We start from the raw sequence: 23,705 nt of genomic DNA on the forward strand, positions 1-23,705 counted from the left end.
TCGCTCCAGCGAGTGCAGGGTCGGGTCTCATCGCGACTGCGTGAAGGTGAACCCCGCTGCGGCCCCCGTGGACATCCCGGTTACCTATGAGGCGTGCACGTGCGCGTGCCACAGCGTGACCCCCTCGACAGGGGGCGACCGATGAGTTCGTGGGTGCCCAGCGCGGCGATGGCCGCTTCCATCGAGATCACGTCAGCCAGCGTCCAGCGCGGCGACGTCATCCAGATCGGGGGCCAGCCGTGCCGTGTCGCCGACCTGCGCCAGCTTCCCCATGGTGCGAAGCGCCTCCTCTTCGAGTCGGGCGAGCTCTTCACCATGCACCGCCGAACCCGACTCATCGCCCTGCGGATGATCAGAAAGTGGTGATTTCTACCGTGGCTTCCCGCCATCAGGTCATTGCCGACGACCTTCGCGGCCAGATCTCTGCAGGCCGAATCAAGGCCGGGGAACAACTCCCCTCGGAAGCACAGCTCGCGATGCGATACACGGTGAGCGTTCCGACCCTGAGAAGCGCCCTCTCGGTACTTCAGGGCGAGGGCCTGATCGAGAAGGTCCAAGGCCGAGGGAACTTCGTCCGGCACCCGCTTCAGCGGATCACGTACTTCGGGGGTGGACGAACGTCCGATGCCGAGGCCGCGCTCAACGCGGGTCTGAGCGTCCGCATCCACACGACCAGGCTGAAGGCCCGGGGGAGTGTGGCCGACCTCCTGCGGGTGCCTGCGGGCGCCCCGCTGGTCGAGTACCGCTGCGTCAGTCACGAGGGGAAGTCGCCACACAGCCTGAGCCGCGTCTATGTCCCGCTTGACCTGGCACCGGATGACCTCACGGAAGCCTCCGACTGGATTGACGTGGCGGCGGATCGGCTGGTCGGGCTTCGCCATCCCCTCGCAGAGGTGCGGGAGAGGATCGGCGCCCGTCTTCCCACGGCTGAGGAGGCCATGACGTTGCGCATCAGCACAGCCCTGGCGGTACTCGCCATTGAGCGCGTGGCGGTCGATGCCACCGGGCGCGTGGTCGAAGGGGCGCTGCTCGTGCTGCCTGGCGACCGCGCCAATGCCGCCTTCACCACCCATCACACCCTGACCGAAGAGAGGAGGGCGGAGGTATGAGCGCTCACAGTGAGCTGCGTCTTCTCCCATGGCCTGGTCCCGAGGGCAAGCCCTGCTTCCTGAGTGCCGACTCCGAGAACGGCTGTCTGTCCCGCCTGGCCGACAGCACCGAGGTGATCCAGCTCGCCGTGAGCGCCGAGCTCGTGGCACATGCCTCAGAGGTGCTGGCGGCAGGGGACGCCGAGGCCGAGGAGCTGCGCCTCCTCGTGACCGACCTGACCGGCGCGCTCCGGGACGTCCTGCGCGTCGCGGAGAGCCGCGGCCACCGGCTGCCGATACGCGAGGGCAGCGGCGCACGTGACGACGGCGAGGAAGGTCCGCACCTGCCGGCGGCGGCATTCTGCTGAGCAAGATGAGACAGGGCTGGCCCGGGTTCCCCGAGGTATGGGTACCCGGGCCGCTTTGTGTCACGAGAGCTTGTCCGCGTCGATCCTGGAGAAGATCAGATCGGTCTCGCCCATGACGGATCCCTTGAGTCGTTCGGGGGCTCTAGCGGCCCCGTGGAGCGCCGCCACGTAGCTCTCCGGCGTGTAGTCGTTGACGAGCCGGTAGGGGTGGAAGCCGTGAGCCCGCATCGTCTGCATGAGCTCGTCGGCGGAATCGCCGAGCTGGGCCATGCGCTCCGGGGTGACCTCCACGGTGATCTCCGCGTCGGGCCGGAGCCGGGAGAGCAGGGGGGCCATCCCCCGGACGACGCTGCCCTCGGCGCCTTCGACATCGATCTTGATCACGCGAGCACGAGCGATCTCCTCCTCGGCGAGAAGGTCCGGCAGCGGTCGCGCCGCGATCTCGAACGTCGACTCGGCCGGCCCTCCGTACGGAACGATGCTGTTCGCTCCCATGTTGGCGGAGCTGGCCAGCACGAACTTCAGGATCTCCTCGGTGTCCGAGACTGCGCCATTGATCGCGCGGACGTTGCCGTACTTGTTGAGCGTGACGTTCTGCAAGAGACGCCGGTGGAACACCGGCGAGGCCTCGATGGCGACGACCCGGCCGTCGGTCCCGACGAGCTGCGCGGCGAGGAGGCTGTAGTAGCCGATATTGGCGCCGACGTCCACGTACGTGTCCCCGGGGCGCAGCCGCCCCAGTAGCCAGCGGGACATGTGCGGCTCCCACACCCCGAACAAGTACAGATATCGCTGGATGAGGTCCTGGGTATCGACAGCGATCTTGACCCCGAGCCGGGTCTCGACAACGTGGCGGCGGGGGTGCTCTCGCAAGTACCGATTGAGGAGGTGGCCGGCGAGGAAGGCCTTGCCTGTGGAGATCGGAAAGTCGCGTACGTACCGACGACCTAGGGTCACCAGGATCTCTGACACTGGGGTGATCATCCGCTTGCCTTTCTGCCCGGCTCCGTCTGAACGGTAGCGCTCGGCGCCGCCCAGACGTCTTGCCACCCCTGGGCAATTCACCTGATGCATCGTTCTGGCCTCTTTGCAGGCTGCGTGCCACCCTGCCGCCGACGAATCCGGGCGGGGCGAGGAGACGGTCATGACACTTCCCGATGGCACCAACCAGGCCGAAATCACCACTATCGAAGAAGCACTGCGAGCCGGGCACGGGGCTCGTGCCCGCAGCGCGGTGAGCCGGGCAGTCGCCGCGTGCCGACACGCGGGAGTCGACACCAGCCAGGCGAAGCTCGTACCCGACGACCTGGACTCCAAGGCTGCCCATGCGGTCCGCCTGGCCAGCCAGTCCATCGGCACTTTGTACGAGAGAGCTCCCGACCCGGCTGCCGATGCTCGATGTGCCCGGAACGCCGCTGCTACCGCCACCGTGGCTGCGCAGGTGGCCAAGACCTACGACGAAGGTGGCGAGCTTGCCGAGGCCGCCCACCGGAATGCGATCCGTGCCTCTCTGGCCGCAGCGGAGGCGGCGGGCAGCACCGCCCGGGGACGGAGTGCGGAACTGAACGCCAAGGCAGAGGCAGCCGAGGCAGCGGCGGTCATCGCGGCCAGGTCGGCCGGTTGGATGTAGTACCGACGGCGTTAGCCGGGGTGACCTTCTCCTGGCAGGAGAAAGAGGTGCCCTGCGTGTCTAGGGCTTGTCAGCCAGGCCCTAAACAAAGGGGAGGTCTAGCATTCGGATTGCGTTGCCCCGCAGGAGCTTGTAGGCGACGTCGTCAGGAAGGCCGGCGACGTGGTCCGCTGCGACCTGCCTCGTGTGCGGCCACGTCGAGTCGACGTGGGGATAGTCGGTCTCGAAGGTGGCGTTGTCCACGCCAACGGTCTCGATCGCCTCGATGCCGTGCTTGTCGCGGAAGAAACAGCAGAAGATCTGCCGGTAGTAGTAGGAGGATGGCGGCTCCGGGATCAGATCCCTCACTCCGCCCCAGGCCCTGTGCTGTGCCCACACGTCGTCGGCCCGCTCCAGCGCGTACGGGATCCATCCCATCTGGCCCTCGCTGTAAGCCAGCTTCAGCCTTGGGAACTTGACAAGCACACCGCTGAACAGGAAGTCCATCATCGAGGCCATCGCGTTGTTGAAGCTCAACGCGGCCTGAACGGCAGGGGGAGCATCAGGGGAAGCTGCGGGCATCTGCGACGACGAGCCGATGTGCATGTTGACCACAGTCCCGGTCTCCTCGCATGCCGCGAAGAACGGGTCCCAGTAGCCAGTGTGGATGGACGGCAGCCCCAGGCAGGTAGGGATCTCGGAGAACGTGACCGCTCGGACGCCCCGGGCCGCGTTCCGTCGGATCTCCACCGCTGCCAGGTCAACGTCCCAGAGCGGGATCAGGCAGAGCGGGATCAACCGACCCTCACTGTCACCACACCACTCCTCGACCATCCAGTCGTTGTAGGCGCGGACGCAGGCGAGGGCGACCTCTTTGTCCGTAGCCTCGGCGAAGGTCTGGCCACAGAAGCGCGGGAAGGTAGGGAAGCAGAGCGAGGCCTCCACGTGGTTCATGTCCATGTCGGCCAACCTGGCCTTGGGGTCCCAGCAACCGCGGCGCATCTGCTCGCGGGTGATGCCGTCCAGGGTCATCTCATCGCGGGAGAAGCCAACAGCAGCGATGATCCGTTTGTACGGGAAGATCCCGTCCTCGTACCGCCACCAGTCCGTGAGCTGGCCGTCTGGGTTGGTCGTGAACCGGTACTTCCCGCCGATGTACTCCAGTTCCCCGATGCCGGCGGTGAAGGGCTTCGGCCCCCGGTCGCGGTACTTGCTCGGGAGCCAGGTCTCGAAGAGATGTGCAGGCTCGATCACGTGATCGTCCACGCTGATCACCTTCGGGAGATCCGCGATGTCGGTGCCGTTGATATCCACGCCGCATGCCCCCTGCCACCCGTCGGCCCTTCCGACGAGAATCTGACGTGCCGTCAGATTAATGTTATGGGGTAGTGCCGTAAGCGGCAAGGCTGGCTTAACCCCGACACCGGGTCCACTCCGCCAACTGGACGTACTCGCTGGTGGACTTGGGCCATGCCCATCCAGGCTCGCCACCACCGGGTGAGGGCAGGGGCGACTGGCGCTGGGCGGCGTCGTGCGGGTCGATTCCGCGCGACGCAGACGCGGGTGCCGCAGGTACACCGGCCTCGGTTGGCGCCCGGACTCACCGGCCCTCCACGCGGGCCGCTTGGCAGCGGTCGACGCGCGGTTGACCAGCGTCCAGCCCTGGCCCTCGTCCCAGCCGTGCGCCAGTGGTCCCCGTGCCAGCTCCCGCTCAAACGCTCCCACTGCCGGGGCGAGAGCCGCTCCACCGACATCGGCCCCTTGGACCGCAGGGCGTCCAGGCCACCCTCGCACCGGGACCGGCGCCACTTCTCGACCTGCCGCCTGCCCACCAGCAACCCGGCCGCGCTCTCAGCAGTCTTCTCACCTCGCCCGAACCGTGCACCGCCCCCAACCGCACTCGTTCCCGGGCATGTTGCCCCTTCGGCGTCAGCCCGCCTCCCTGCGCATACCTACGAACGCGACATACTGCAGGAATCACGAGCCGTCGCGACCACCCGCTACCGCGAGTTCAACCTCAGTACCTGGAAAGCGAAGCGGGCCCAGCCATCACGACGACTGGGCCCGCGCGACGCTATTTGATCTGACAGATACTCACCAGGTGATGTTATTGATCATTCCGATGAGGATGAGGGCGATCGACGCGGACAGGATGCCGATCGCCAGCTTCTGACCCGTGGTCGCGGGGCTCATGCCGCACCTCCATACACGGTGGAAAGCGTCGCCACGCTGCCGACTTTCACGTCGGAACCGCTTCCTTCCCCCTCGTTGAACGCGTAGAACACGAACCCGGCGATGGCCAAGGTCAGGAGAGCCGCGAGGATCGCGAGGAGAACAGTGATGGTGCTTTTAGCGGTCATGAGGTCCCCCCTTGTAGGGATCAGACGTTCCTGAGGTAACCACCCTGGTAGCCGTCCTTGTTGGCCCACACGCGATGTACCTTGTCGAGTTGGATACCGAAGCCCTTGTAGATGATACTGCCCTCCCAGGTGACCTGCCCGTAGGCGGTGCCACCAGACAGCCATGCCCTGGGGATGCCCTTGGAGATGGAGACTGCGGCGTTGAGGTTGCGGACCGCGCCGTCGGCCCAGTTCACTCGGGTGACCGTGCTGCCGGTGGTGTAGTAGTTCACCTTCGCGACCAGCTTGGTGACGGTGATCCCGAAGATCTTCTGGGAGACGGTATAGCTGGTAGTCCACGTACCGCGTGACAGATTCTGCGTGCCGAGCTGGCCCTTGGGCGGGGCATCGAGAGTGAAGGTGGCGCTGGCCTGCTTCTCCACGACGATGTCTCCGCCCTCGGAGGTTGCCGCGTCGGTGGTGCTCAGCGTGCCTGCGGCGGACAAGGGCCTGGCGCTCAGGGGTACGGAGTCGTTCGTGGCCTCTTCGAGGAGGTTTTCGAAGACCTCGGGGTCGTTGAGGTAGTTGAGGTAGCGCTGCTGGTCGGCGGCGTCCAGACCCTTGAAGCCCTTGAGGGTCTGGTCCGCTCCGGCCTCGGAGGCGTGCTGGAGATACGTGGTGTAGGCGGCTGGGCTAGACGTGGCGGCTTCCGAGGCTTCCCCGGCGCTGGCTACACCGGCGGTGAGCGGTGTCAGGAGGGCCGCCGCGGTGGCCGCTAATGCGAACTGGCCGAACTTGCGCCTTGTGGTGCTGGTCTTCACGCGATCCTCCACTAGATACAGTGCCGAACGAACTGAATGAGTCAAATCACCTTTGTGGGAAGTGAGTTACGTTCGGCCGTTCGATGCAAATGTGACCACGGGCACAGGGGGTGGCGATGTGATGGAGGGCACAATTCCTGCTCACGTTTACCTCAAGTGGATGCAATGGCTGAATTCCACAGCATCTTGCGCGAGTTCACCCCCCCTGACCTGCGGAACGGCATTCGCACGCTCCTGTGAAGGTCACCCTTCTGACCGATTTCAGCACCTTACAGAAATGGAACGCCGGACCCCGGAATTCCATTTCTGTAAGGTGCCGAATAGGAGTGCCGGGGTCCGGCATTCCGGATCTGAGGCTAGTCCACCGCAAACTTATTGATCCGAAACGGTTTGGGTTCTGGGTCGTTGGTGGTGTGTGAGCGATCTGGTGGGGGACGCGCGGCATCTGTCGCCGTCGGCGCAGGAAGCCCTGCGGCTGCGTGCGGTGGCCGCGCTGGTGGCGGGACGGGACCGCGAGGACGTGGCCGCGATCTTTGGGGTGTCGCTGAAGGCGGTCGACCAGTGGTGGGCGAAGTGGCAGGCCGGCGGGCGGGAGGCCCTGGTCATGCGTCCTCGCGGCAAGCCGGTTGGTGTGCACCAAGTGCTCGGGGAGGCCGAGCAGGCCGCCGTGCGGCAGGCCGTCCTCGACCACACCCCATCCGGCCTGGGGCTTTCCGGTCAGCTGTGGACGCGGGGGCTGATAGGCGAGCTGATCTTCAAGCTGTACCGGGTCCGCTTCACTGAGCCGGGAGTGGGCAAGTACCTCAAGCGGTGGGGACTGACGTTCCAGCGGCCGGACAAGCGGGCGGTCGAGCAGGATCCGGAGGCGGTCCGGATCTGGCGCGAGGAGACCTGGCCGGCGATCCGGGCCAGAGCGAGGGCGGAGAACGCCGAGGTGCTGTTCGCCGATCAGGTCGGCATCCGATCGGACCAGGTCACCGGCCGCACCTGGGGAGCCAAGGGTCAGACGCCGGTCGTGCACCGCACCGGGAACCGGTTCTCGGTGAACGCGATGTCCGCGATCAGCACCAGGGGGCGGATGCACTTCATGGTCTTCACCGAGTCGTTCGACGCGAAGGTCATGTGCCGCTTCCTCGCCCGGCTTGTCGGGAACTTCGACCGTAAGGTCCACCTGGTCGTCGACCGGCACTCCGGCCTTGGGGAACATCGGTACAGCCGTTGGCGCTGAGATTGATCATGGTCGCCTAGCACAGTGATCGGGTGCCGCGCAGAGGTTCCTGTGAAGATCGTCGATCATGCGTGAGGGGCGGCTACCGTCCGCCGCGTGCCGGTGGAATTTTTAACTGATGAGCAGGCTGAGGCGTACGGGAAGTTCGCCGAGGAGCCCACGCGTCCGGAGCTGGAGCGGTTCTTCTTCCTGGACGACGTCGACCGCGATCTGATCGCGCTGCGGCGTACGAAGCACCACCAACTTGGGTTCGCCCTCCAGATGTGCACGGTCCGCTATATCGGCCGGTTCCTGCCGGAGGACCCCCTCGATGTGCCGTGGCCGGTGGTCGAGCACCTGGCCGCGCAGCTGGGGATCGAGGACCCGTCGTGCGTGAAGCGGTACACCGAGCGGCCGAAGACGGCGTACGAGCACGCGTGGGAGATCCGGGACGCCTACGAGTACCACGAGTACGAGGACCCGGAGTGGTCGCGCAGGTTCCGCACGTTCCTGCACGGGCGGGCGTGGACGCACGCCGAGGGGCCGGTGGCGCTGTTCAACCAGGCGGTGGGCTGGCTGCGCCGCAACCGGGTGCTGCTGCCGGGTGTCTCGGTGCTGGCCCGGCAGGTCTCCGAGGTCCGCACGATCGCCGAGAAGCGGCTGCACGCCACCGTCGCGCGGGCCGCGGCCCGCGCGGACCGGGAGCTGCCCGCGCAGCTGGTGGCCACGCTGGTCACGCCGGAGGGGAAGCGGTTCTCGGAGCTGGAGCGGCTGCGCCGGCCGCCGACGCGGACGACGGGCACGGCGTTCGCCCGCTCGCTGGAGCGGGTGGACGAGATCGGCGCGTTCGGCCTGGGCCGGGTGCGGCTGAACAAGATCCCGCCGAACCGGCTGGCGGCGCTGGCCCGGTACGGGCTGGGCTCGAAGGCGGCCGGGCTGGAGCGGGCCGCCGAGCCGAAGCGCACCGCGATGCTGACGGCGGTGATGCGGCACCTGGAGGCCAAGGCGATCGACGAGGCCCTGGACCTGTTCCAGGTCCTGATGGCGACGCGGCTGATCAGCACGGCGAAGCGGGCCACGGACAAGGACCGGCTCTCGACGCTGCCGCAGCTGGAGAAGGCGTCCCGCACGCTCGCGCGGGCGGCGAAGGTGCTGTTCGAGGAGCTGGAGCTGGTCGAGACCCACGGCACCGACCTGGATGCGGCGGCGCTGTGGCGGGCGGTGGAGGAGGTCGCCCCCAGGGCCGCGGTGATGAGCGCGGCGGCGCTGGTGGTCTCGCTCGTGCCGGAGGACGAGGACTCCGCCGAGGTCGCCATGCGCGCCGCGCTGACGAACCGGTACGCGACCGTGCGGCCGTTCCTGGCCCTGCTGGGCGAGACGAGCGCGCTGGGGGCGGCGCCCGTCGGCGCGCGGGTGCTGGCCGGGGTGCGGCGGCTGCCGGCGCTGGCGCGGCGGCGGGTGAAGGACAAGCCGCTGCTGCTGCGCGAGGTGGACGACAAGCTCGTACCGCCCGCCTGGCGCAAGGCGGTGTAGGGGTATCGCCGAGATACGGGTCAAAGGGGCAATGAGTTGATCTTGGGGCCCTGAGCGCCCCGGCCCGTCACCCGTTCGGCTCAGTGTCGTTGGTGTTGATGTTGTTGTCGTCTGGGCCCGGGGCGGGATTGTGACCTCGATCGAGCGGACCGCGTACCCGCGGTTCAAGCGGCTGATCACCGCGCATGAGCTGCATCTGTTCTTCTCGCCGACTCGTGATGAGGTTCAGTGGGCGGCCGATGCCACGGATGGTGACGAGCATCTGCTGGCCCTGCTGCTGGTGCTGAAGTCGTACCAGCGCATGGGCTGTTTCCCCGCGCTGGAGGACGTGCCGGCGCAGGTGGTGGAGTTCGTCCGGCGGCAGGTGGAGCTGCCGGAGGGCACGCTGCCGGTGTACCGGGCGGAGCGTACGGCCAAGCACCATCGGGGCCTGGTGCGCAAGAAGGTCGGCGTGAAGTACGACCAGGGCGAGGCCCGCAGGATCGTGGAGCGGTCGATCCGCAAGGAGGCCGAGGCGAAGAACCGGCCCGCGGATCTCATCAACATCGCGCTGGAGAAGGTCGTGGAGGCCGGGCTGGAACTGCCCGGGTTCTCTACCTTCGACAAGATGGCCTCGAAGATCCGCACTGAGGTGAACGCCTCGATCCGCGAGGGAATCCACGACCGGATGAGTCCCGTTCAGCGGGCCGGGCTGCTGCGGCTGCTGGAGGAGCGCGACTCGGACGGCACGACGCTGTTCAACCGGTTGAAGAAGCCTGCCAAGGGGCCGACCTGGTCGCATTTCAAGAACCTGGCCAAGCGCCGGGAGTGGCTGGACGAGCTCGGCGATACGTCGGTGTGGATGGAGTCGGTGGCCACGGGGAAGATCACCGACTTCGCCGGGGAAGCGGACGCGGCGGACGCCTCGGAGCTGCGGGACTACGCCCCCATCAAGCAGATCGCGCTGATCGCGTGCCTGACGCACAAGGCGAGGATGCGGGTCCGTGACGACCTGGCGACGATGTTCACCAAGCGTGTCGCGACGAAGATCAAGAGGGCCAAGGAGGAGCTGGAGGCGATCCGGCTCGCCGAGCGGGAGATCGTCGAGGCCCTGATCGGGAACTACCGCACCGTGCTCAAGAACATCGACGACGGTGGCCCCGCCCATCAGGCGGTTCAGAAGGCCGCGGCCATGACCGCCGAAGTCCGTGAGGCTCTGGAGGGCCTGGACGACGAGGCGCCGGTGGACGAGGTCGCCCAGCGGCTGGGCGGCAAGGTCTCCCCGGCGGTCCTGGCGATGGCCAGGGCCCTGCTGGTGCAGGCTGGCGGCCTCGGCGCCGTGACAAGGGCGGTGGAGGAGCTCGGCGGGTTCGACCAGCAGTACGAGCAGATCGAGAAGGTCTCCGCCCATCACGGCAACTTCTGGGAGGTGCTGCTGTACGGGCAGATCGGCCGGGACCGCGCGGTGATGTTCGACCTGGCCGAGAAGCTGGAGTTCACCGAGACGTCCGAGGACCGGCGGGTCTTGGACGCGCTCGCGCACGCGATGCGGCACCAGGGCGCCCGGGGCGAGTACATCACCGCCTTCGACGAGGAGGGCAAGGAGGTGGACATCTCCTTCGCCACGCAGAACTGGCGCAAGGCCGTGGTCGACAAGACCCGCACGGGGCAGTTCGTGCGCAAGCACTTCGAGGCGATGGTCTTCACCGCGCTCGCCGAGGAACTGCGCACCGGCGACGTCGCGGTGGTCGGCTCGGAGGAGTACGCGGACTGGTCCAAGCAGCTGTTGGACTGGGAGGTCGTGCAGGAGAAGCTGGGCACCTACCTGGTCGAGGTCGGCCTGTGCGAGGAGGGCGAGACCGACGGATTCGACGCGGTTTCCTTCCGCCGGCAGCTGGAGGACAAGCTCACCGCGGCCGCCGCGGCGGCGGATGCCGGCTACCCGGACAACGAGGGCCTGATCATCGACCCCGAGACCGGCATCCCGTCGCTGAAGCCGCACCGCTCGGAGGGACAGCGGCCCTCGGCCAGGCGCCTGGAGCAGGAGATCAAGGCCAGGATGCCGGAGCGCTCGCTCATGGGAATCGTGGCGAGGACCGCGTACTGGGTGGACTGGTGGCAGCGCTTCGGCCCCGCCTCCGGCAACGAGCCGAAGCTGGACGATCCCTTCGGCCGCTACGTCATCACGACCTTCGTCAAGGGCACCAACATGGGCCCGTACGAGGCCGCCCGGCACATCCCCGGCGTGAGCGGCCACGAGCTGGCCTACGTGGCGAACCGGCACTTCTCGATCGTGCTGCTGAACGAGGCGATCGCCGACCTGGTCAACGCACACGCCCGCCTGGACATCTCCCAGGCGTGGGGCGACGGCACCACGGTCGCCGCGGACGGCACCCACATGGACACCTACCTCGACAACCTGCTCGCCGAGACCTCCGTGCGGTACGGCAAGCCGGGCGGGATCGCCTACCACCACATCTCCGACACCTACGTCGCGCTGTTCACGCACTTCATCCCGTGCGGGGTGTGGGAGGCCGTCTACATCATCGAGGGCCTGCTGAAGAACTCCTCCGAGGTCAAGCCCACCACGGTGCACGCGGACACCCAGGGCCAGTCCCAGCCGGTGTTCGCGCTCGCGCACCTGCTGGGCTTCGATCTCATGCCCAGGATCAGGAACTGGAAGGGCCTGACCTTCTACCGGCCCAGCAAGACCACCGAGTACGTGCACATCGACGCGCTGTTCGGCGAGCCGGGCAAGAACGTCATCGACTGGGACCTGATCGAGTCCCAGTTCAAGCACCTGATGAAGGTCGCGGTCTCCGTACGGGAGGGCACGATCTCCTCGTCCACGCTCCTCAAGCGGCTGCGCTCGGGCTCCAAGAAGAACGCCACCTACGCCGCCTTCCGCGAGGTCGGCCGCGTGATCCGCACCGTCCAGCTGCTGCGCTACCTCTCCGATCCGGCGCTTCGCCGGCGGGTGACGGCGGCAACGAACAAGACCGAAGCGTTCAACGGCTTCTCGCAGTGGATCGGCTTCGGCAACCGCGGCGTCATCGCGGACAACGACCCCGTTGAGCAGGAGAAGGCGATGAAGTTCAACGCCCTGCTCACGAACGCGGTGATCTTCCACAACGCCCTGGACATCGCCGAGATCGTGCGGCAGCTGCTGGAAGAGGGCTGGACGATCGAGCCGGAGGATCTGGTCCACATCTCGCCGTACCTGACTGAGCACATCAACCGTTTCGGCGAGTACAGCACGCACGAGCTCGGCATCCAGCCCGAGGCGTACGACCCGAAGCTGGACGTCGACTTCACCCAGCTCCGCGAGCAGGACCTGAGCGCCGCCGGCCTCGGCCAAGCCGCCTGAGCCGGCGTCGGGCGGGGCGGCACCATGAGGGTCATGGACGAGACACGCGAGCTCACCGAGGACGAGGTGAACGACCTGCTCGACGGCGACGACCGCGACGCCGGAGGGGAGAACGACGAGTACGAGTGGGTGCGGTGAACGTGCCAGGCGCCCGAGCGGGGGCCGTCACTCTCCCCGCCCGGGCGCCTGGAGCGTACGGGCCGTCTCAGGGCCTGGGCAGGGGCAGGCCGGGCATCTGCGGGTGCCGCAGGTGCTGCCCGCCGTCGTAGACGTGCAGAGAGAAGGTCTCCGGCCCCGGCCGGTCAGCCCCGTCGTAGGCGTCCAGGACCCGCTCGATCCGCTCCCACAGCTTCACCGGCCCGCCTTCCCGAACCTGCCAACCGCCGTCGTACGGGGCGAGGGTGGCGGCGGAGCCGGTGACGGCGTCGACCAGGTGCACCACCTCGCCCACGGTGACCATCTGCGCGTCGGGCACGGCGCTCTGGGCGAGGAACCGCAAGTGGAACGCTTCCTCGGTGGCGGCGCTGATCCGCTCCGGGCTGTGCGGCGTCGTACGGGCCTTCTCGGGAAGGCCCGCGGCCCAGTGCGCGGGGTTGCCGAACACCGGCGCCGCGTGCGTACGCGCGGACATGAACGACACCGTGCCGCCGAGCAGATGGCCCTCAGCGGTCCCGTCGGCGCCGACCGTGAGCAGGACGCGGGCGTATCCGTAGAGCCAGCCCGACAGGGTGAGCAGGATCTTCCCGCCCGGCCGGGTCTGCGCGAGCAGGGCCGGAGGCACCGCACGGAACGAGCAGGCGGCCACGATCCGGTCGAAGGACGCCTCGGGCCAGTACCCGTACAGCCCGTCCGCCACCGCCAGGGTCGGGGTGTAGCCCAGGCCGTACAGCGCGTCGGCGGCCTGGGCGAGGCGGTGGGGGTCGACCTCGATCGACGTGACGTCGGCGGAGCCGAGCCGTTCGCACGCGAGCGCGGTCGAGTAGCCGGTCCCTGTGCCGATCTCCAGCACCGTGTGCCCCTCGGAGACCTCGGCGTCCGCCCACATCCGTACGACCAAAGACGGCAGCGTGGACGACGAGGTCGGCGCCCCGCCGTGCCGCACGGCCGGGTTCTTCCAGTCCGGTTCCTCGCCGTCGAACTGCGTGATCAGCGTGGTGTCGGAGTACGCCGCGGCCAGCCACCGGCCGTAGTCGAGCTCGGCGGTCACCGGCTCCCACACCGTCAGGCCATGGGCGTCGCGCTCGTCGGCGGGCAGGTAGAAGCCGGGCACGAACCGGTGCCTGGGGACCGCCTCGACCGCCTCCCGCCAGGCCGGATCGGCGAGCACGCCGTCCTCGGCGAGGGCCTTCGCCATCGTCTCGCGCAGGCGGACGGAGTCGGTCTCAAGGTCGGCGGGCATCACGTGGCCGCCTCCTTCCGGTTGAGGATGTCGGCGAACGCGGTCGTGATGGCCGGCGCGTCCGGGAGCCAGCCCCACTGGCCGTTCGGGTTGCACTCGATCGCGGTCCAGTGCTCCGGGGCGTGGCCGTCGCCGGTCAGGGCGAAGTCGAAGCAACCGAAGACCAGGCCGAACGACGCCAGGTAGCTGTGCAGGGCGGCCTCGATGGGGGCCGGGACGGCGATCGGGGCGTGGATCAGCTCATCCCAGTCACCGCGGCGCCAGTCCAAGGCGCCGTCCGGGGCGGCGATCTGCTGGGCGAACACCTTCTTCCCGACCACGGTCACCCGCACGTCGCCGGTCTTTTCGACCTCGGCCTGGAACAGGTGCGCGGTCACCGCGAGCGAGTCGTCGAAGGACTCCGCATCGACGCGCTGGGCCCAGATCGCCCCGGTGTGCCCGTCCTCGGAGCGGGGCAGGCCGCGGAACGTCTTGTAGATGACGCGCTCGTGGTCGGCGGTGAACTTCCGTGCCGCCTCGACGTCGTTGGTGACCAGGGTCGGCGGGATCTGAAGCCCGAGCTCGGCGAACCGCTGGAGCTGGGCGGGCTTGAAGTCGGCGGCCGTCACCGCAGCCGGGTGGTTGACGTACAGCGCGCCGTGCAGGTGGTTCAGGACGCCGCCGAGCCCGTGCCTCGCCTCGGCGGCGGCGAACTCGCGCTGCTGCTGGGGCAGGTGCCCGTACCGGGCGGCGTACGGGGTGGGGCGGCGGTAGTACACCGCCGCCACCTCCCCGAGCTCCACCTCCCGGCTCGCCGTACGCAGCCGCCCGCCCCACGCCGGGCTGTCCGCGCCGATGCGGAACCCGAAGGTCAGGGCGGGCCCGATGTCGGCGGGATCGACGCGTACGACGGGCACCTCACGCTCGTTCAGCGCGGCGATGACCCAGTCCGCGGTGACGTCTTCCAGCGCGGTGACGACCAGGACGGTGGAGGCCATCGACTCAGTCCGACTCGTAGTCGGTGGTGTGGTCGTCCTGCGTCTGCGGCTGCGGGTTCTGCCCGTCCCCGCCCCCGGACATCGACGCGGTGCCGGTCGTCCTCGACGTGCCGTGCTTGCCCATCTGAACGACCTGGCCGGCCGTGTCGGTGTAGCGGGCGGTCTGCGTGGACGCGTCCAGCGTCACCGCCGCGTACGACGGCGGGCCGACCGGCAGCCGGTCGGTGACCAGCCGCATCGCCCACGGAACCTGGGGTGCAAGCGTCGCCATGCGAAATCCCTTCCCCTGTACCAAGCGTCAGCCGGGCGGCTGCCGCCTGAGAAGAATCGGTGCCCGGCACCGGCCCTGACCAGTACCGTAGGGGTCGCGAACCGTGGCGGAAATGCCACGCTCCGTATACGCGAGCGGGGAGGGCGAGGCAGCAATGTCCAGCAGATCCGGCAACCCGCACCTGGCGCTGTGGATCGCGGCGACGGGCCTGTCCCATGGTGAGATCGCCCGGCGGATCGCCGTGGCGGGCAAAGCCCGAGGTCACCGGCAGATCGCGCCGGACGCGACCCGTATCCGCCGCTGGATCGACGGCGAGAAGCCCCGCCCACCAGTCCCCGCCCTGCTCGCCGACGTCATCTCGGAAGCGGTTGGCCAGCCGCTCACTCCCGGTGATCTCGGCCTGACGGGCACCGGCGTGGTGCTGGATAGCATCCAGCTCCCGCTGCTGACCGAAGCAGCCGCCCAGGCCCTGGCCGGATGGACGCAGATGGACTTCATGAACCGCCGCGACACCCTCAAGCTCGCCCTCGGCGCCCCGCTGATCCTCGCCGCAGAACGGATGCTCGGCGGCACCGCCCGCGCGCTGAACCACGACCGCAAGGGCTTCGACGCCGACACCGTCACCGCCCTCGAAGAGGTCACCGCCTTCTTCACCAAGGCCGACGCCTCCAAGGGCGGCGCCCTGTACCGCTCGGCGATCGTCGCCCAGCTCGACGAGGTCGCCCGCCGTATCCAGGACGGCGTCCCACCCAAGCTGAAGGCCCGGGTGTTCGCGGCGACCGCGGACCTGGCAGCGCTCGCGGGGTGGGTCAGCCATGACGCCGGCCGTTACGGCATCGCCCAACGCCTGTGGAGCTATGGCACGTACGCCGCAGGTGAAGCCGGGCAGCGCGACCGCGGGGTGGAGATCGTCACCCGCATGTCCCACCAGATGATCTACCTCGGACACCCCCAGGACGCCCTCGGACTCCTCGGGGTCGCCGCCAAGAAGGCCGCGCTGCCCGCGACGAAGGCCCTGGTCGCCTCACAGACCGGGCGGGTCCACGCCGCCCTCGGCGACGAGCGAGCGGCCGAGACGCACCTCGGCGCCGCCGACGAGCTCCTGGCCGACGGCCTCGGCGGCGTACCGGCGTGGGTCGCGTACTTCGACGCGGCCGAGCACGCCGGTGCCCGCGCGGTCTCCGCCCGCGACCTCACCGGTCTCGACCGGGGCAGGCGAGCCGCGAGCGTCCACTTCGAGGACGCGCTGAAGCTGAGGAAGCCCGGCTTCGACCGCGTCCGCGTCATGGACCGCGTCGGCCTGGCCGCCGCGCTGCTCGACGAGGGTGACGCCGAGCAGGGAGCCGCCGCAGCCCACCAGGCGCTCGACGACGCCGCCCGCGTCGACTCCACCCTCGTCGCCTCCCGGCTCAACACGCTGCTGGACGCCGCCCGCCCCTACAAGACCACCGCCGTCGACGAGGTACGCACGAGGGCGAAGGAACTCGCCGCCGCCCGCCCGACGACGATCGCGGCCTGAGAGCATCGAGCGCATGGGCAAGCACCGCCGACCCGGACCCCCGAACCAGCCGTCCCGCGCCGTCCCGCGCGTGAACGCCGTCGACCCGCTCGCCGCGTACAACAAGCGCCGCCGCCCGCCGATGGACATCTACCGCCGACACCGGCCGGTGCACGGCGGCGCCGGACACCTCCGCCCCGACGAGCCGCGGGTCCTGGAGGAGTGGGACGACTTCTCGTACGAGGTGGTGGGCACCGCCCCCGACCTCGCGGCGGCCCAGGAGTGGGTGAAGGAACTCCAGATCGAAGACGACTCGGCCGCATGATCACCCTTGGTGAAAGCCGTAACGCTTCGTGCTCGCAGAAATGAGTAGTTCTGAGAGACCGGAGGCCCCCGCCGGACCGTGTCCGGTTTGCCCCTGATCTTCGTTCTCATAACCTCTCGCAGAACGGCTTTCGCACAAAGCCCCTCACGGTAGGTTCTGCGACATGCCAGAGCTCGCCGAACCGGCCGCCGCCGTCGAACAGTTCGACTGCCCCACATGTGAAGTGCCCGCCGGAAGCACCTGCCGCACCCGCGGCGGCAAAGTCGCCCCGAAGTACCACACCCCCCGTTTCATGCTCGTTCCCCAGCTCCGCGCCGAGCTCGAAGTTCGCACCCCCGCCGACCGTGGCCCCGGCCGCGCGTGGGAGATGGGCCCGGCCATCGACGCCGCGGTGCCCGAGGCCACCACGAAGCCCACGAGGGTGGGGTACGCCCGTTGCAGCACTGCTCAGCAAGAGCTCCAGAGCCAGCTCGACGCTCTGGCGGAAGCCGGGTGTGACCCGGTCTTCTCCGAGAAGATCAGCACGCGCGTCAAGGTCCGGCCGGAGTTCGTCAAGGCGATGGACTTCGCCCGCACCATCAAGAAGGCCGTGCCCCACCAACGGGTGATCTTCACGGTGCACGAGATGAAGCGCCTCGGGCGCGGCGCCGCCGAGCTCCTGGCCATTGCCGAGGACCTGCGTCACCACGACATCCAGCTCGAACTCCTCACCGGCCCCCTCCAAGGGGTCTACGACCCGTCCGGGCACGGCGCCGCTCTGTTCGCGTTCTTCGCCGGCATGGCCGAGTCCGAGCGCGAGTACATCCGGGAGAAGTCCCTCGAAGGCCAGGCGTCCGCCCGCGAGCGCGGCCGTCACGGCGGGCGCCCCAAGGTCGTCGACGACGACATGGCCGACTACGCCCGCAGCCTGCGGGCCAACGGCGTGCCCGTGCCGCAGATCGCCCAGAAACTCGTCATCACCTCGGGCAAGAACAAGGGCCAGCGGCCCTCGGTCGCCACGGTCTACCGCATCCTCGCCGAGAACGACGAGGCCGACGGCACGGACTGATCCCGGACGCACGAAAGCCGTCCCGGTGGCACGGGGGAAGCCACCAGGACGGCTCTGCTCAGCGTAGGACCTGCGGGCCTACAGGCCCACCGACTTGAGCATGTTCAGCAGCACGTCGGTGTTGTCCATCGCGTTCTGAAGCGCCTCGCGGGCCGCCTCCAGTTGCCCGGCCTGCGAGGCCAGGGTCTCCACGTCGCCAGTGGCGACCGCGTCCTGGCTGGCGGCGATCACGCCGAGCAGTGTGTGCAGCCCGGTCGCCGCGTGCGCGGCGGCGAGCGGGATCGGCCCGACCTCACGGTTCTGCGCCATCAGCCGCAGCGGAGTGCCGGCCCGCAGCACCTGCCAGCGGATGAACTCCAGCCGCCGTACCGGATCATCCAGCACGGCCCCAGCGGCCTTGAGCTGTTCCTCCCACGCCGCGTGCCGGTGTTCGTCGTTCAGCTTCACCGCGTCGGCCATCGCCGCCTCGGCCTGGACCACGCCGAGCAGCGCGTTGACCATCCGCACCCGGTACGCGTCCGTCCCGCCGAGCCGGGCCGCCTCCTCGGCGTGCTCGCTCGGGGTGTTCTCCCCGTCGTACAGCCCCAGCGCGGCCATCGCCGCGGCAACCTGCTCCACCGTCGCCGGAGCCTCGCCCCGCCCCATCTGCTCACTCATCCCGGCAGGCTATCGACGCAGCGAACCCTCCGTACGGCGAAGCCAGAACCCTCCCCCCAGAGGCGCTCAGGGCCCCAAGATCAACTCATTGCCCCTTTGACCCGTATCTCGGCGATACCCCGTGTACGCCAACCCTGCCCTGCCGGCGGGGTCGGTAGACCGGGACGCGTACGTGGTGTGCGTGCTGGAGCAGCTGCACCGCGCCCTTCAGCGCCGGGACGTGTTCGCCTCCCCCTCGCACCGCTGGTCCGACCCGCGGGCGAGGCTGCTGGACGGCAAGGAGTGGGACGCCGTGTGCGAGGACGTCCTGGCGGGCCTGAGCCTGGACATGCCGGTCGAGGAGCACCTGGCCGCGCTGGTGACGGCGCTGGACGCGGCGTGGAAGCTGATGGCGGAGCGTCTGGAGGAGGCCGGGAAGGACGCGAAGGTCTCCATCGAGGTCCAGCCGAACGGGCGGGCGAAGCTGAACGTGGACGCGCTCGGCGCGCTGGGCGAGCCCAAGAGCCTGCGGTGGCTGCGGCGGCGGGTCGAGAAGATGCTGCCGAAGGTCGACCTGCCGGACCTGCTGTTCGAGGTGAACTCCTGGACCGGGTTCCTGGACGCCTTCGTGCACCTGGGCGACGGCACCACCCGCATGAAGGACCTCACCACGTCGCTGGTCGCGCTGCTGGTGTCGGAGGCGTGCAACATCGGCCTGACCCCGGTGACCAACCCGGGCGTCGAGGCCCTGACCCGCTCCCGGCTGGTCCACGTCGACCAGTACTACCTGCGTGCCGACACCATCGCCGCGGCGAACGCCGCGCTGATCGCCGCCCAGGCCGAGGTGCCGATCGTGAGGTACTGGGGCGACGGGCTGCTGGCGTCGGTGGACGGCCTGCGGTTCGTCGTCTCCGTCCGCACGATCAACGCCGCACCCTCCCCGAAGTACTTCGGGTTCAAAAGGGGCATTACCTGGCTCAACGCCGTGAATGACCAGGTCGCGGGCATCGGGCAGATGGTCGTCCCGGGTACCCCGCGCGACTCCCTGCACATCCTGGACGCGCTGCTGAACCTCGACGGCGGGGTGAAGCCGGAGATGGTGGCGACCGACAACGCCTCCTACTCCGACATGGTCTTCGGCCTGTTCAAGATCCTCGGCTACAACTTCAGCCCGCGGTTCCGTGACCTGGACGACCAGCGGTTCTGGCGCGCGACCATGCCCGGGGTGGAGACGGGGTCGTACGGGCCGCTGGAGGACATCGCCCGCAACCGGGTCAACCTGAACAAGGTGATCGCGCACTGGCCGGACATGCTGCGGGTGGCCGGCTCCCTGGTCACCAACCAGGTCCGCGCGTACGACCTGCTGCGGATGTTCGGCCGCGAGGGCCGCCCGACCCCGCTGGGGCAGGCGTTCGCCGAGTACGGGCGGATCGCCAGGACCCTGCACCTGCTGGCCGTGGTCGACCCGGTCGACGACACCTACCGACGGCAGATGAACCGGCAGCTCACCGTGCAGGAGTCCCGCCACAAGCTCGCCCGGGACGTGTGCCACGGCAAGCGCGGCACCATCCACCAGGCGTACCGGGACGGCATGGAGGACCAGCTCGGCTCGCTCGGCCTGGTCCTGAACGCCGTGGTCCTCTGGACGACCCGCTACATCGACGCCGCCGTCGCCCAGCTCCGCGCCGAGGGCCACGAGATCCGCGACGAGGACATCGCCCGGCTGTCGCCGCTGAAGCACAAGAACCTCAACGTGCTCGGCCGCTACAGCTTCACCGCCTCCGTCCCGGCCGGCGGGCTGCGCCCGCTGCGCGACCCGGACGCGGCCGGGCTGGACGACGACGAGGATGACGACGGAGCGGAGGACTGAAGCCGATGCCCTCGCCGACCGCTGACGAGCCCCCGAGCCGGGCCGGCCTGCCGCCCCCGAAGGGGCCGGGGTGGACCGACCGGGTCCGTGCCCCCGACGACGTCGACGAGGGCCTGGACGAGTTCGGCAACCGGGTCACGGGCAAGTGGATGCCCAAGGGCATCGACACCGAGCTGTGGGAGCGCATCCGGGGCGCCACGATCGAGGGCTACCTCGGCTTCGGCGCGAAGGTGCTGAAGGACTTCACCCGCGCCTGCGTCTACACCCGCGACTACCGCGACCTCGACGACCTGCGGCGCATCCTCACCGTGCTGCGCGAGCTCGGCGTGAGCGGCTGGATCGACTACAAGCGGGACTGCGACACGGCCCGGGGCCTGTACGGGCGTGGGGCTCTGTACTGGTACTCCCCGCCGGGCACCGTCACCATCGAGGCACCGCGGTGGTCGGTCGGCCGGGAGATGGACGCCGAGTCGGCCGCCGCGCCCGGTGGCGTCGCCTCGGGGCCGTCGGGATCGTTCACCGGGTGAAGGTACCGGGCCGGGGAGGGTCTGGCCGTGAGCTGGGAGGGGAACGGGTGTGGCGCGTTCGTTAGGTGTGTCGCTGGCCGAGGCGTATCCGCAGGTCGCCGCGATGTGGTTGCAGGAGCGCAACGGAGGGCTGACGCCGCAGAAGGCGACGCCGAAGATGCAGGTCGCGGTGTGGTGGCGGTGTGCGGCCGGCCACGAGTGGGAGGAGACCATCTCCACCCGTACCACGCTGCCGAAGTGGAAGAACGGCGACGTCGCGGCCTGCCGGGAGTGCGTCGGCTACCGGGTGTCCTACACCTATCCCGACTGCGGGCACACGGTGAAGGTCACCCCGGAGTCGGCGGCCAAGAAGCGGGGGCGGTGCTGGGACTGCCAGAGCCGCTGGTGGCAGGAGAATGAGCCGCGCCTGAAGAAGGAGTTGTCCGCCGCCGCGAAGGCGGCGGCCGGCCGGGCGGGCAAGCTGCTGGACACGGTCGTCCTGCCCGCGGACATGCCCGCGCCGCTGGCGGCGGAATGGCGGTGGTGGGCGGCCAAGCACCTCCAGGGCGCCATCGCCGCCGAGGAGAAGATGGGCAAGGAAGGCCGTACGGACGAGGTCCTGGCCTCGGTCACCGAGATGGCCGCCCGGCTGACGCCGACCAAGGAGAAGGCCGGCCGGGCCGCGGCCACCGACGGGGTGCTGCGGATCCTCAACCAGGCCCACTGGGCGGAGGGCTGGCTGCACGTCCTCACCGGCCGCGGCCCGCGGCCCGTAGCCGAACAAGACCTCCAGGACATCGCCCTGATCCTGGCCGACTACCTCCAGCGGTGGACCGACGACGCCGCCGCCCAGGTCGCGCAGAACCGGGCGGACGGCTACGGCCCGCCGAGCACCCCGCAGATCACCAAGGCGCTGACCGGGGCAGTCCTGGACTTCGCCCGGACCGTTCTGGGGCCGAACTGCCGCGCCTACCGGGAACTGCGGCTGCCGCTGGTCCCCGACGGCAAGGGCCGCTACGGGCGGGCGGACGTGGTGATCTGCTCGCCGCTGTCGCCGGGCCTCGTCATCGAGCTCGACTCCCGCCCCAACCCCGCGTCCGCGCAGAAGCTCGCCTTCGCCCGCGACGCCGGCGCGTTCCCGCTGTGGGTCCGCTTCGGCGAAGGAGGCATCGACAAGACCGACGGCGTGATGGTCCTCGACCTGCGCGAGGCCGTACGCGGCGTGTGCGACGCCCAGCCGTCGGCCGGGGCATCCTGAGCGGCATGGACGATGCGCGCGACGTCCTCACTGAGGACGAGGTGAACGACCTGCTGAGCGACGACGACCGGGACGCCGGCGGGGAGGACGACGAGTACGAGTGGGTGCGGTGAACGCGCCGGGCCCCGGCGCGTACGGGCCGTCTCACGGGCCGTACGCGGACGCCCCGGCGCGAGGGCTGGTCAACTGACGGGGATGACGTAGGCGCGGGCGAAGTGGGTGCCGATGTGCGCCTCGTGGAGGTGCCCGGCGATGGCGCGGTCGCCTTCGACGCCCATGACGACGTGGATGTGGGCGAAGCCGTTGCGGATCTCGCCGGTGCCCGTCATCTCGCCGGGCAGGTCGTACTTGGTGATGGTGTCCTTGAGCGCGTCGCCTTCGGGCATGGTCGAGACGGTGAAGGAGTCGGCGGCCCCGATCAGGGAGACGATCGCCGCGTCGGTGATACCGGCCTCGGCGGCCTGGCGGTTCAGCTCGTCGACGAGCTCGCCGGCGGGGACTTCAAAGACGATCATGCGGGACTCCGTCCGATCATGGGGCTCAGCTCCCGCAGCATGACCGAGGAGCACCAGCGGGCGCCAGAGTCCCGGGGGTTGAGGGCCTCCCGCGCGAAGCGGGTGGCGAGGAAGTCCGCGCGGTGGCCGTACGCGGCGGGCTGGGAGACGATCCGGCCGGCGGTCGTCCAGTCCACGGCGCACACGCGGGAGGTCACGGCCGTCATGTAGAGGTGGCGGACCTCCTCGTCGTGGGCCAGGACGCGGGCGACCTGGTCGGCCTGGCCCTGCCCGGGGAGCTTGGCGAGGATGCCCGCGGCGTTGACGCGCAGGATCGGTACGTCGCCGTTCAGCATCCATCGGCGCAGGTGCGCGGTGGATGCCTTGTCCGCCATGGACGCGGTGACGATGTCCGCGCCGTGCGTGGTCTGGACGCGGGCCAGGGGGACCGGGTCGCTCCCGGCGATGCTGGCCGCCATCTCGGTGGCGAGCGCGCCGTGCGTGACGGCCAGGGCGGACAGTCCCAGGAAGGCTCGTCGGTTCACGCGATCGAGCCTAGCCTCCGCCTCCAACTGCCCGACAGGGACGCCCAACACGTGGGACAGGTGCCCGATCCAGTACCTGCCGGGGATGACCTTCCCGCTCTCCCACCGCTTGACCGCGTCCCGGCCCGGCGCCCCAGTGGGGTCACCTGCGCAAATGGCCAGCTGCTCGGCGAGCTGGACTTGGGACCAGGTCTTGAGTAATCGCAGATCACGGATCAGTTGTCCGATCGGCATGGGCCCATGATGCCCCCCAAGATGCCCCTCCGTGACGGTGTCGGGACGGTTCACCCTTGCGGGAGCCCGACCGATGGAGGTTGCGTCATGAACACCGCACACCGGCCCGTCTCCCACCGGAAGCTGCCCGAATGGCTCACCGAGGGCACCGCGGCCGTCGACGAGGGCGGCCACGGCCGCCGGGGCATCGTGCAGTTCATCGGCGAGTGGGAAGACCCCTCCACCCGGCGCGTCACCAAGTGCGCGGTCTTCCTGCGCCCCGAGGGCGGCGGCACGGAGTGGATCGTCGCCGACCACCGCACCCTCACCCAGGGCTGAACCCCATCAGCTTCC

22 protein-coding genes and 2 pseudogenes are annotated in these 23,705 nt (G+C 69.3%); 14 read left to right on the forward strand and 10 right to left on the reverse strand.

Annotation, left to right across the window (positions count from 1 at the left end):
- The first annotated feature begins 141 nt into the window (after positions 1-141).
- From ACFYMC_RS03010 to ACFYMC_RS03020, 3 genes are read left to right on the forward strand one after another with little or no spacing between them, the layout of a single operon-like run.
- A complete protein-coding gene (locus ACFYMC_RS03010) occupies positions 142-366 on the forward strand; it encodes a hypothetical protein (protein ID WP_327163206.1) in 225 nt (74 codons plus the stop codon).
- Complete coding sequence (locus ACFYMC_RS03015) at positions 363-1,109, forward strand: GntR family transcriptional regulator (protein ID WP_388517963.1); 747 nt, start codon at positions 363-365, stop codon at positions 1,107-1,109. Before ACFYMC_RS03010 ends, ACFYMC_RS03015 begins: the two co-directional genes overlap by 4 nt.
- A complete protein-coding gene (locus tag ACFYMC_RS03020; protein ID WP_388517832.1) occupies positions 1,106-1,456 on the forward strand; it encodes a hypothetical protein in 351 nt (116 codons plus the stop codon). The genes ACFYMC_RS03015 and ACFYMC_RS03020 overlap by 4 nt, the downstream gene beginning before the upstream one ends.
- Before the next feature lie 60 nt (positions 1,457-1,516).
- Here ACFYMC_RS03020 and ACFYMC_RS03025 read toward each other — a convergent pair whose 3' ends face one another.
- A complete protein-coding gene (locus tag ACFYMC_RS03025; RefSeq protein WP_388517834.1) occupies positions 1,517-2,440 on the reverse strand; it encodes an FkbM family methyltransferase in 924 nt (307 codons plus the stop codon).
- A gap of 160 nt (positions 2,441-2,600) precedes the next feature.
- Between ACFYMC_RS03025 and ACFYMC_RS03030 the strand changes: the two genes are divergently transcribed.
- Positions 2,601-3,086, forward strand: a complete 486-nt coding sequence (locus ACFYMC_RS03030) for a hypothetical protein (protein WP_388517837.1) — start codon at positions 2,601-2,603, stop codon at positions 3,084-3,086.
- 81 nt (positions 3,087-3,167) lie between these two features.
- On the opposite strand, the gene ACFYMC_RS03035 is transcribed toward ACFYMC_RS03030, so the two are convergent.
- The 3 genes from ACFYMC_RS03035 to ACFYMC_RS03045 all read right to left on the reverse strand — a co-directional run bounded on the left by ACFYMC_RS03035 (position 3,168) and on the right by ACFYMC_RS03045 (position 6,225).
- Positions 3,168-4,379: an amidohydrolase family protein gene (locus tag ACFYMC_RS03035; protein ID WP_388517840.1), complete on the reverse strand. Its 1,212-nt coding sequence runs from the start codon at positions 4,377-4,379 to the stop codon at positions 3,168-3,170.
- Positions 4,380-5,254: 875 nt separating this feature from the next.
- On the reverse strand, positions 5,255-5,425 hold the full coding sequence (locus ACFYMC_RS03040) for a hypothetical protein (protein ID WP_388517843.1): 171 nt from the start codon (positions 5,423-5,425) through the stop codon (positions 5,255-5,257).
- 20 nt (positions 5,426-5,445) lie between these two features.
- Positions 5,446-6,225: a hypothetical protein gene (locus tag ACFYMC_RS03045; RefSeq protein WP_388517846.1), complete on the reverse strand. Its 780-nt coding sequence runs from the start codon at positions 6,223-6,225 to the stop codon at positions 5,446-5,448.
- Between the two features lie 415 nt (positions 6,226-6,640).
- Here ACFYMC_RS03045 and ACFYMC_RS03050 point away from each other — a divergent pair, with 415 nt between their 5' ends.
- The 3 genes and pseudogenes from ACFYMC_RS03050 (at position 6,641) to ACFYMC_RS03060 (ending at position 12,311) form a co-directional block, all read left to right on the forward strand.
- Positions 6,641-7,453 (forward strand): IS630 family transposase, encoded by an 813-nt coding sequence (locus ACFYMC_RS03050; protein ID WP_388517848.1) that lies wholly within the window; start codon positions 6,641-6,643, stop codon positions 7,451-7,453.
- Positions 7,454-7,549: 96 nt separating this feature from the next.
- A pseudogene (locus ACFYMC_RS03055) lies at positions 7,550-8,962 on the forward strand (DUF4158 domain-containing protein); the annotation flags it as partial.
- A gap of 133 nt (positions 8,963-9,095) precedes the next feature.
- Positions 9,096-12,311: a Tn3 family transposase gene (locus ACFYMC_RS03060; protein WP_388517851.1), complete on the forward strand. Its 3,216-nt coding sequence runs from the start codon at positions 9,096-9,098 to the stop codon at positions 12,309-12,311.
- A gap of 205 nt (positions 12,312-12,516) precedes the next feature.
- Here the strand turns inward: ACFYMC_RS03060 and tgmC are convergent, their stop codons facing one another.
- The 3 genes from tgmC to ACFYMC_RS03075 are packed head-to-tail and all read right to left on the reverse strand — an operon-like array spanning position 12,517 to position 14,958.
- The gene (gene tgmC / locus ACFYMC_RS03065) at positions 12,517-13,710 is read right to left on the reverse strand and encodes an ATP-grasp peptide maturase system methyltransferase (protein ID WP_388517854.1); all 1,194 of its coding nucleotides are present in this window, start codon (positions 13,708-13,710) and stop codon (positions 12,517-12,519) included.
- Entirely contained in the window at positions 13,710-14,687 is a 978-nt protein-coding gene (gene tgmB / locus ACFYMC_RS03070) for an ATP-grasp ribosomal peptide maturase (protein WP_388517856.1), read from the reverse strand. Before tgmB ends, tgmC begins: the two co-directional genes overlap by 1 nt.
- A gap of 4 nt (positions 14,688-14,691) precedes the next feature.
- Complete coding sequence (locus ACFYMC_RS03075) at positions 14,692-14,958, reverse strand: putative ATP-grasp-modified RiPP (RefSeq protein WP_388517858.1); 267 nt, start codon at positions 14,956-14,958, stop codon at positions 14,692-14,694.
- Between the two features lie 154 nt (positions 14,959-15,112).
- Between ACFYMC_RS03075 and ACFYMC_RS03080 the strand changes: the two genes are divergently transcribed.
- The 3 genes from ACFYMC_RS03080 to ACFYMC_RS03090 all read left to right on the forward strand — a co-directional run bounded on the left by ACFYMC_RS03080 (position 15,113) and on the right by ACFYMC_RS03090 (position 17,829).
- Positions 15,113-16,477, forward strand: a complete 1,365-nt coding sequence (locus ACFYMC_RS03080) for a Tat pathway signal protein (protein ID WP_388517861.1) — start codon at positions 15,113-15,115, stop codon at positions 16,475-16,477.
- A gap of 13 nt (positions 16,478-16,490) precedes the next feature.
- Positions 16,491-16,781: a DUF6087 family protein gene (locus tag ACFYMC_RS03085; protein WP_388517864.1), complete on the forward strand. Its 291-nt coding sequence runs from the start codon at positions 16,491-16,493 to the stop codon at positions 16,779-16,781.
- Between the two features lie 163 nt (positions 16,782-16,944).
- Positions 16,945-17,829 (forward strand): recombinase family protein, encoded by an 885-nt coding sequence (locus tag ACFYMC_RS03090; protein ID WP_388517867.1) that lies wholly within the window; start codon positions 16,945-16,947, stop codon positions 17,827-17,829.
- Positions 17,830-17,907: 78 nt separating this feature from the next.
- On the opposite strand, the gene ACFYMC_RS03095 is transcribed toward ACFYMC_RS03090, so the two are convergent.
- Complete coding sequence (locus ACFYMC_RS03095; RefSeq protein WP_388517870.1) at positions 17,908-18,486, reverse strand: DUF6245 family protein; 579 nt, start codon at positions 18,484-18,486, stop codon at positions 17,908-17,910.
- A 154-nt stretch (positions 18,487-18,640) separates the two neighbouring features.
- Between ACFYMC_RS03095 and ACFYMC_RS03100 the strand changes: the two are divergent.
- The 3 genes and pseudogenes from ACFYMC_RS03100 to ACFYMC_RS03110 form a co-directional block, all read left to right on the forward strand.
- Positions 18,641-20,335 (forward strand): annotated as a pseudogene (locus tag ACFYMC_RS03100) (Tn3 family transposase); the annotation flags it as partial.
- Positions 20,336-20,340: 5 nt separating this feature from the next.
- On the forward strand, positions 20,341-20,862 hold the full coding sequence (locus ACFYMC_RS03105; protein WP_388517873.1) for a putative phosphothreonine lyase domain-containg protein: 522 nt from the start codon (positions 20,341-20,343) through the stop codon (positions 20,860-20,862).
- A gap of 49 nt (positions 20,863-20,911) precedes the next feature.
- Positions 20,912-22,099, forward strand: coding sequence for a zinc-ribbon domain-containing protein (locus tag ACFYMC_RS03110; protein WP_388517875.1), 1,188 nt, complete (start codon positions 20,912-20,914; stop codon positions 22,097-22,099).
- A 182-nt stretch (positions 22,100-22,281) separates the two neighbouring features.
- Here ACFYMC_RS03110 and ACFYMC_RS03115 read toward each other — a convergent pair whose 3' ends face one another.
- Complete coding sequence (locus ACFYMC_RS03115) at positions 22,282-22,614, reverse strand: PCC domain-containing protein (protein WP_388517878.1); 333 nt, start codon at positions 22,612-22,614, stop codon at positions 22,282-22,284.
- Positions 22,611-23,372, reverse strand: coding sequence for a helix-turn-helix domain-containing protein (locus ACFYMC_RS03120; protein WP_388517881.1), 762 nt, complete (start codon positions 23,370-23,372; stop codon positions 22,611-22,613). Before ACFYMC_RS03120 ends, ACFYMC_RS03115 begins: the two co-directional genes overlap by 4 nt.
- Positions 23,373-23,459: 87 nt before the next feature.
- Between ACFYMC_RS03120 and ACFYMC_RS03125 the strand changes: the two genes are divergently transcribed.
- Positions 23,460-23,690: a hypothetical protein gene (locus tag ACFYMC_RS03125; protein ID WP_388517884.1), complete on the forward strand. Its 231-nt coding sequence runs from the start codon at positions 23,460-23,462 to the stop codon at positions 23,688-23,690.
- The last annotated feature ends 15 nt before the right edge of the window (positions 23,691-23,705 follow it).

The sequence above is a fragment of the Streptomyces sp. NPDC006879 genome (genome assembly GCF_042869595.1).
Taxonomy (GTDB): Bacteria; Actinomycetota; Actinomycetes; order Streptomycetales; family Streptomycetaceae; genus Streptomyces.

What these genes read in the sequence shown, in the direction of transcription:
- ACFYMC_RS03115 (WP_388517878.1), bottom strand. Translation starts at nt 22,614, where the DNA reads ATGATCGTCTTTGAAGTCCCCGCCGGCGAGCTCGTCGACGAGCTGAAC.
- ACFYMC_RS03105 (WP_388517873.1), top strand. Translation starts at nt 20,341, where the DNA reads ATGCCCTCGCCGACCGCTGACGAGCCCCCGAGCCGGGCCGGCCTGCCG.
- ACFYMC_RS03025 (WP_388517834.1), bottom strand. Translation starts at nt 2,440, where the DNA reads ATGATCACCCCAGTGTCAGAGATCCTGGTGACCCTAGGTCGTCGGTAC.
- ACFYMC_RS03125 (WP_388517884.1), top strand. Translation starts at nt 23,460, where the DNA reads ATGAACACCGCACACCGGCCCGTCTCCCACCGGAAGCTGCCCGAATGG.
- tgmB (WP_388517856.1), bottom strand. Translation starts at nt 14,687, where the DNA reads ATGGCCTCCACCGTCCTGGTCGTCACCGCGCTGGAAGACGTCACCGCG.
- ACFYMC_RS03080 (WP_388517861.1), top strand. Translation starts at nt 15,113, where the DNA reads ATGTCCAGCAGATCCGGCAACCCGCACCTGGCGCTGTGGATCGCGGCG.
- ACFYMC_RS03095 (WP_388517870.1), bottom strand. Translation starts at nt 18,486, where the DNA reads ATGAGTGAGCAGATGGGGCGGGGCGAGGCTCCGGCGACGGTGGAGCAG.
- ACFYMC_RS03120 (WP_388517881.1), bottom strand. Translation starts at nt 23,372, where the DNA reads ATGCCGATCGGACAACTGATCCGTGATCTGCGATTACTCAAGACCTGG.
- ACFYMC_RS03010 (WP_327163206.1), top strand. Translation starts at nt 142, where the DNA reads ATGAGTTCGTGGGTGCCCAGCGCGGCGATGGCCGCTTCCATCGAGATC.
- ACFYMC_RS03075 (WP_388517858.1), bottom strand. Translation starts at nt 14,958, where the DNA reads ATGGCGACGCTTGCACCCCAGGTTCCGTGGGCGATGCGGCTGGTCACC.
- ACFYMC_RS03030 (WP_388517837.1), top strand. Translation starts at nt 2,601, where the DNA reads ATGACACTTCCCGATGGCACCAACCAGGCCGAAATCACCACTATCGAA.
- ACFYMC_RS03040 (WP_388517843.1), bottom strand. Translation starts at nt 5,425, where the DNA reads ATGACCGCTAAAAGCACCATCACTGTTCTCCTCGCGATCCTCGCGGCT.
- ACFYMC_RS03020 (WP_388517832.1), top strand. Translation starts at nt 1,106, where the DNA reads ATGAGCGCTCACAGTGAGCTGCGTCTTCTCCCATGGCCTGGTCCCGAG.
- ACFYMC_RS03085 (WP_388517864.1), top strand. Translation starts at nt 16,491, where the DNA reads ATGGGCAAGCACCGCCGACCCGGACCCCCGAACCAGCCGTCCCGCGCC.
- ACFYMC_RS03090 (WP_388517867.1), top strand. Translation starts at nt 16,945, where the DNA reads ATGCCAGAGCTCGCCGAACCGGCCGCCGCCGTCGAACAGTTCGACTGC.
- tgmC (WP_388517854.1), bottom strand. Translation starts at nt 13,710, where the DNA reads ATGCCCGCCGACCTTGAGACCGACTCCGTCCGCCTGCGCGAGACGATG.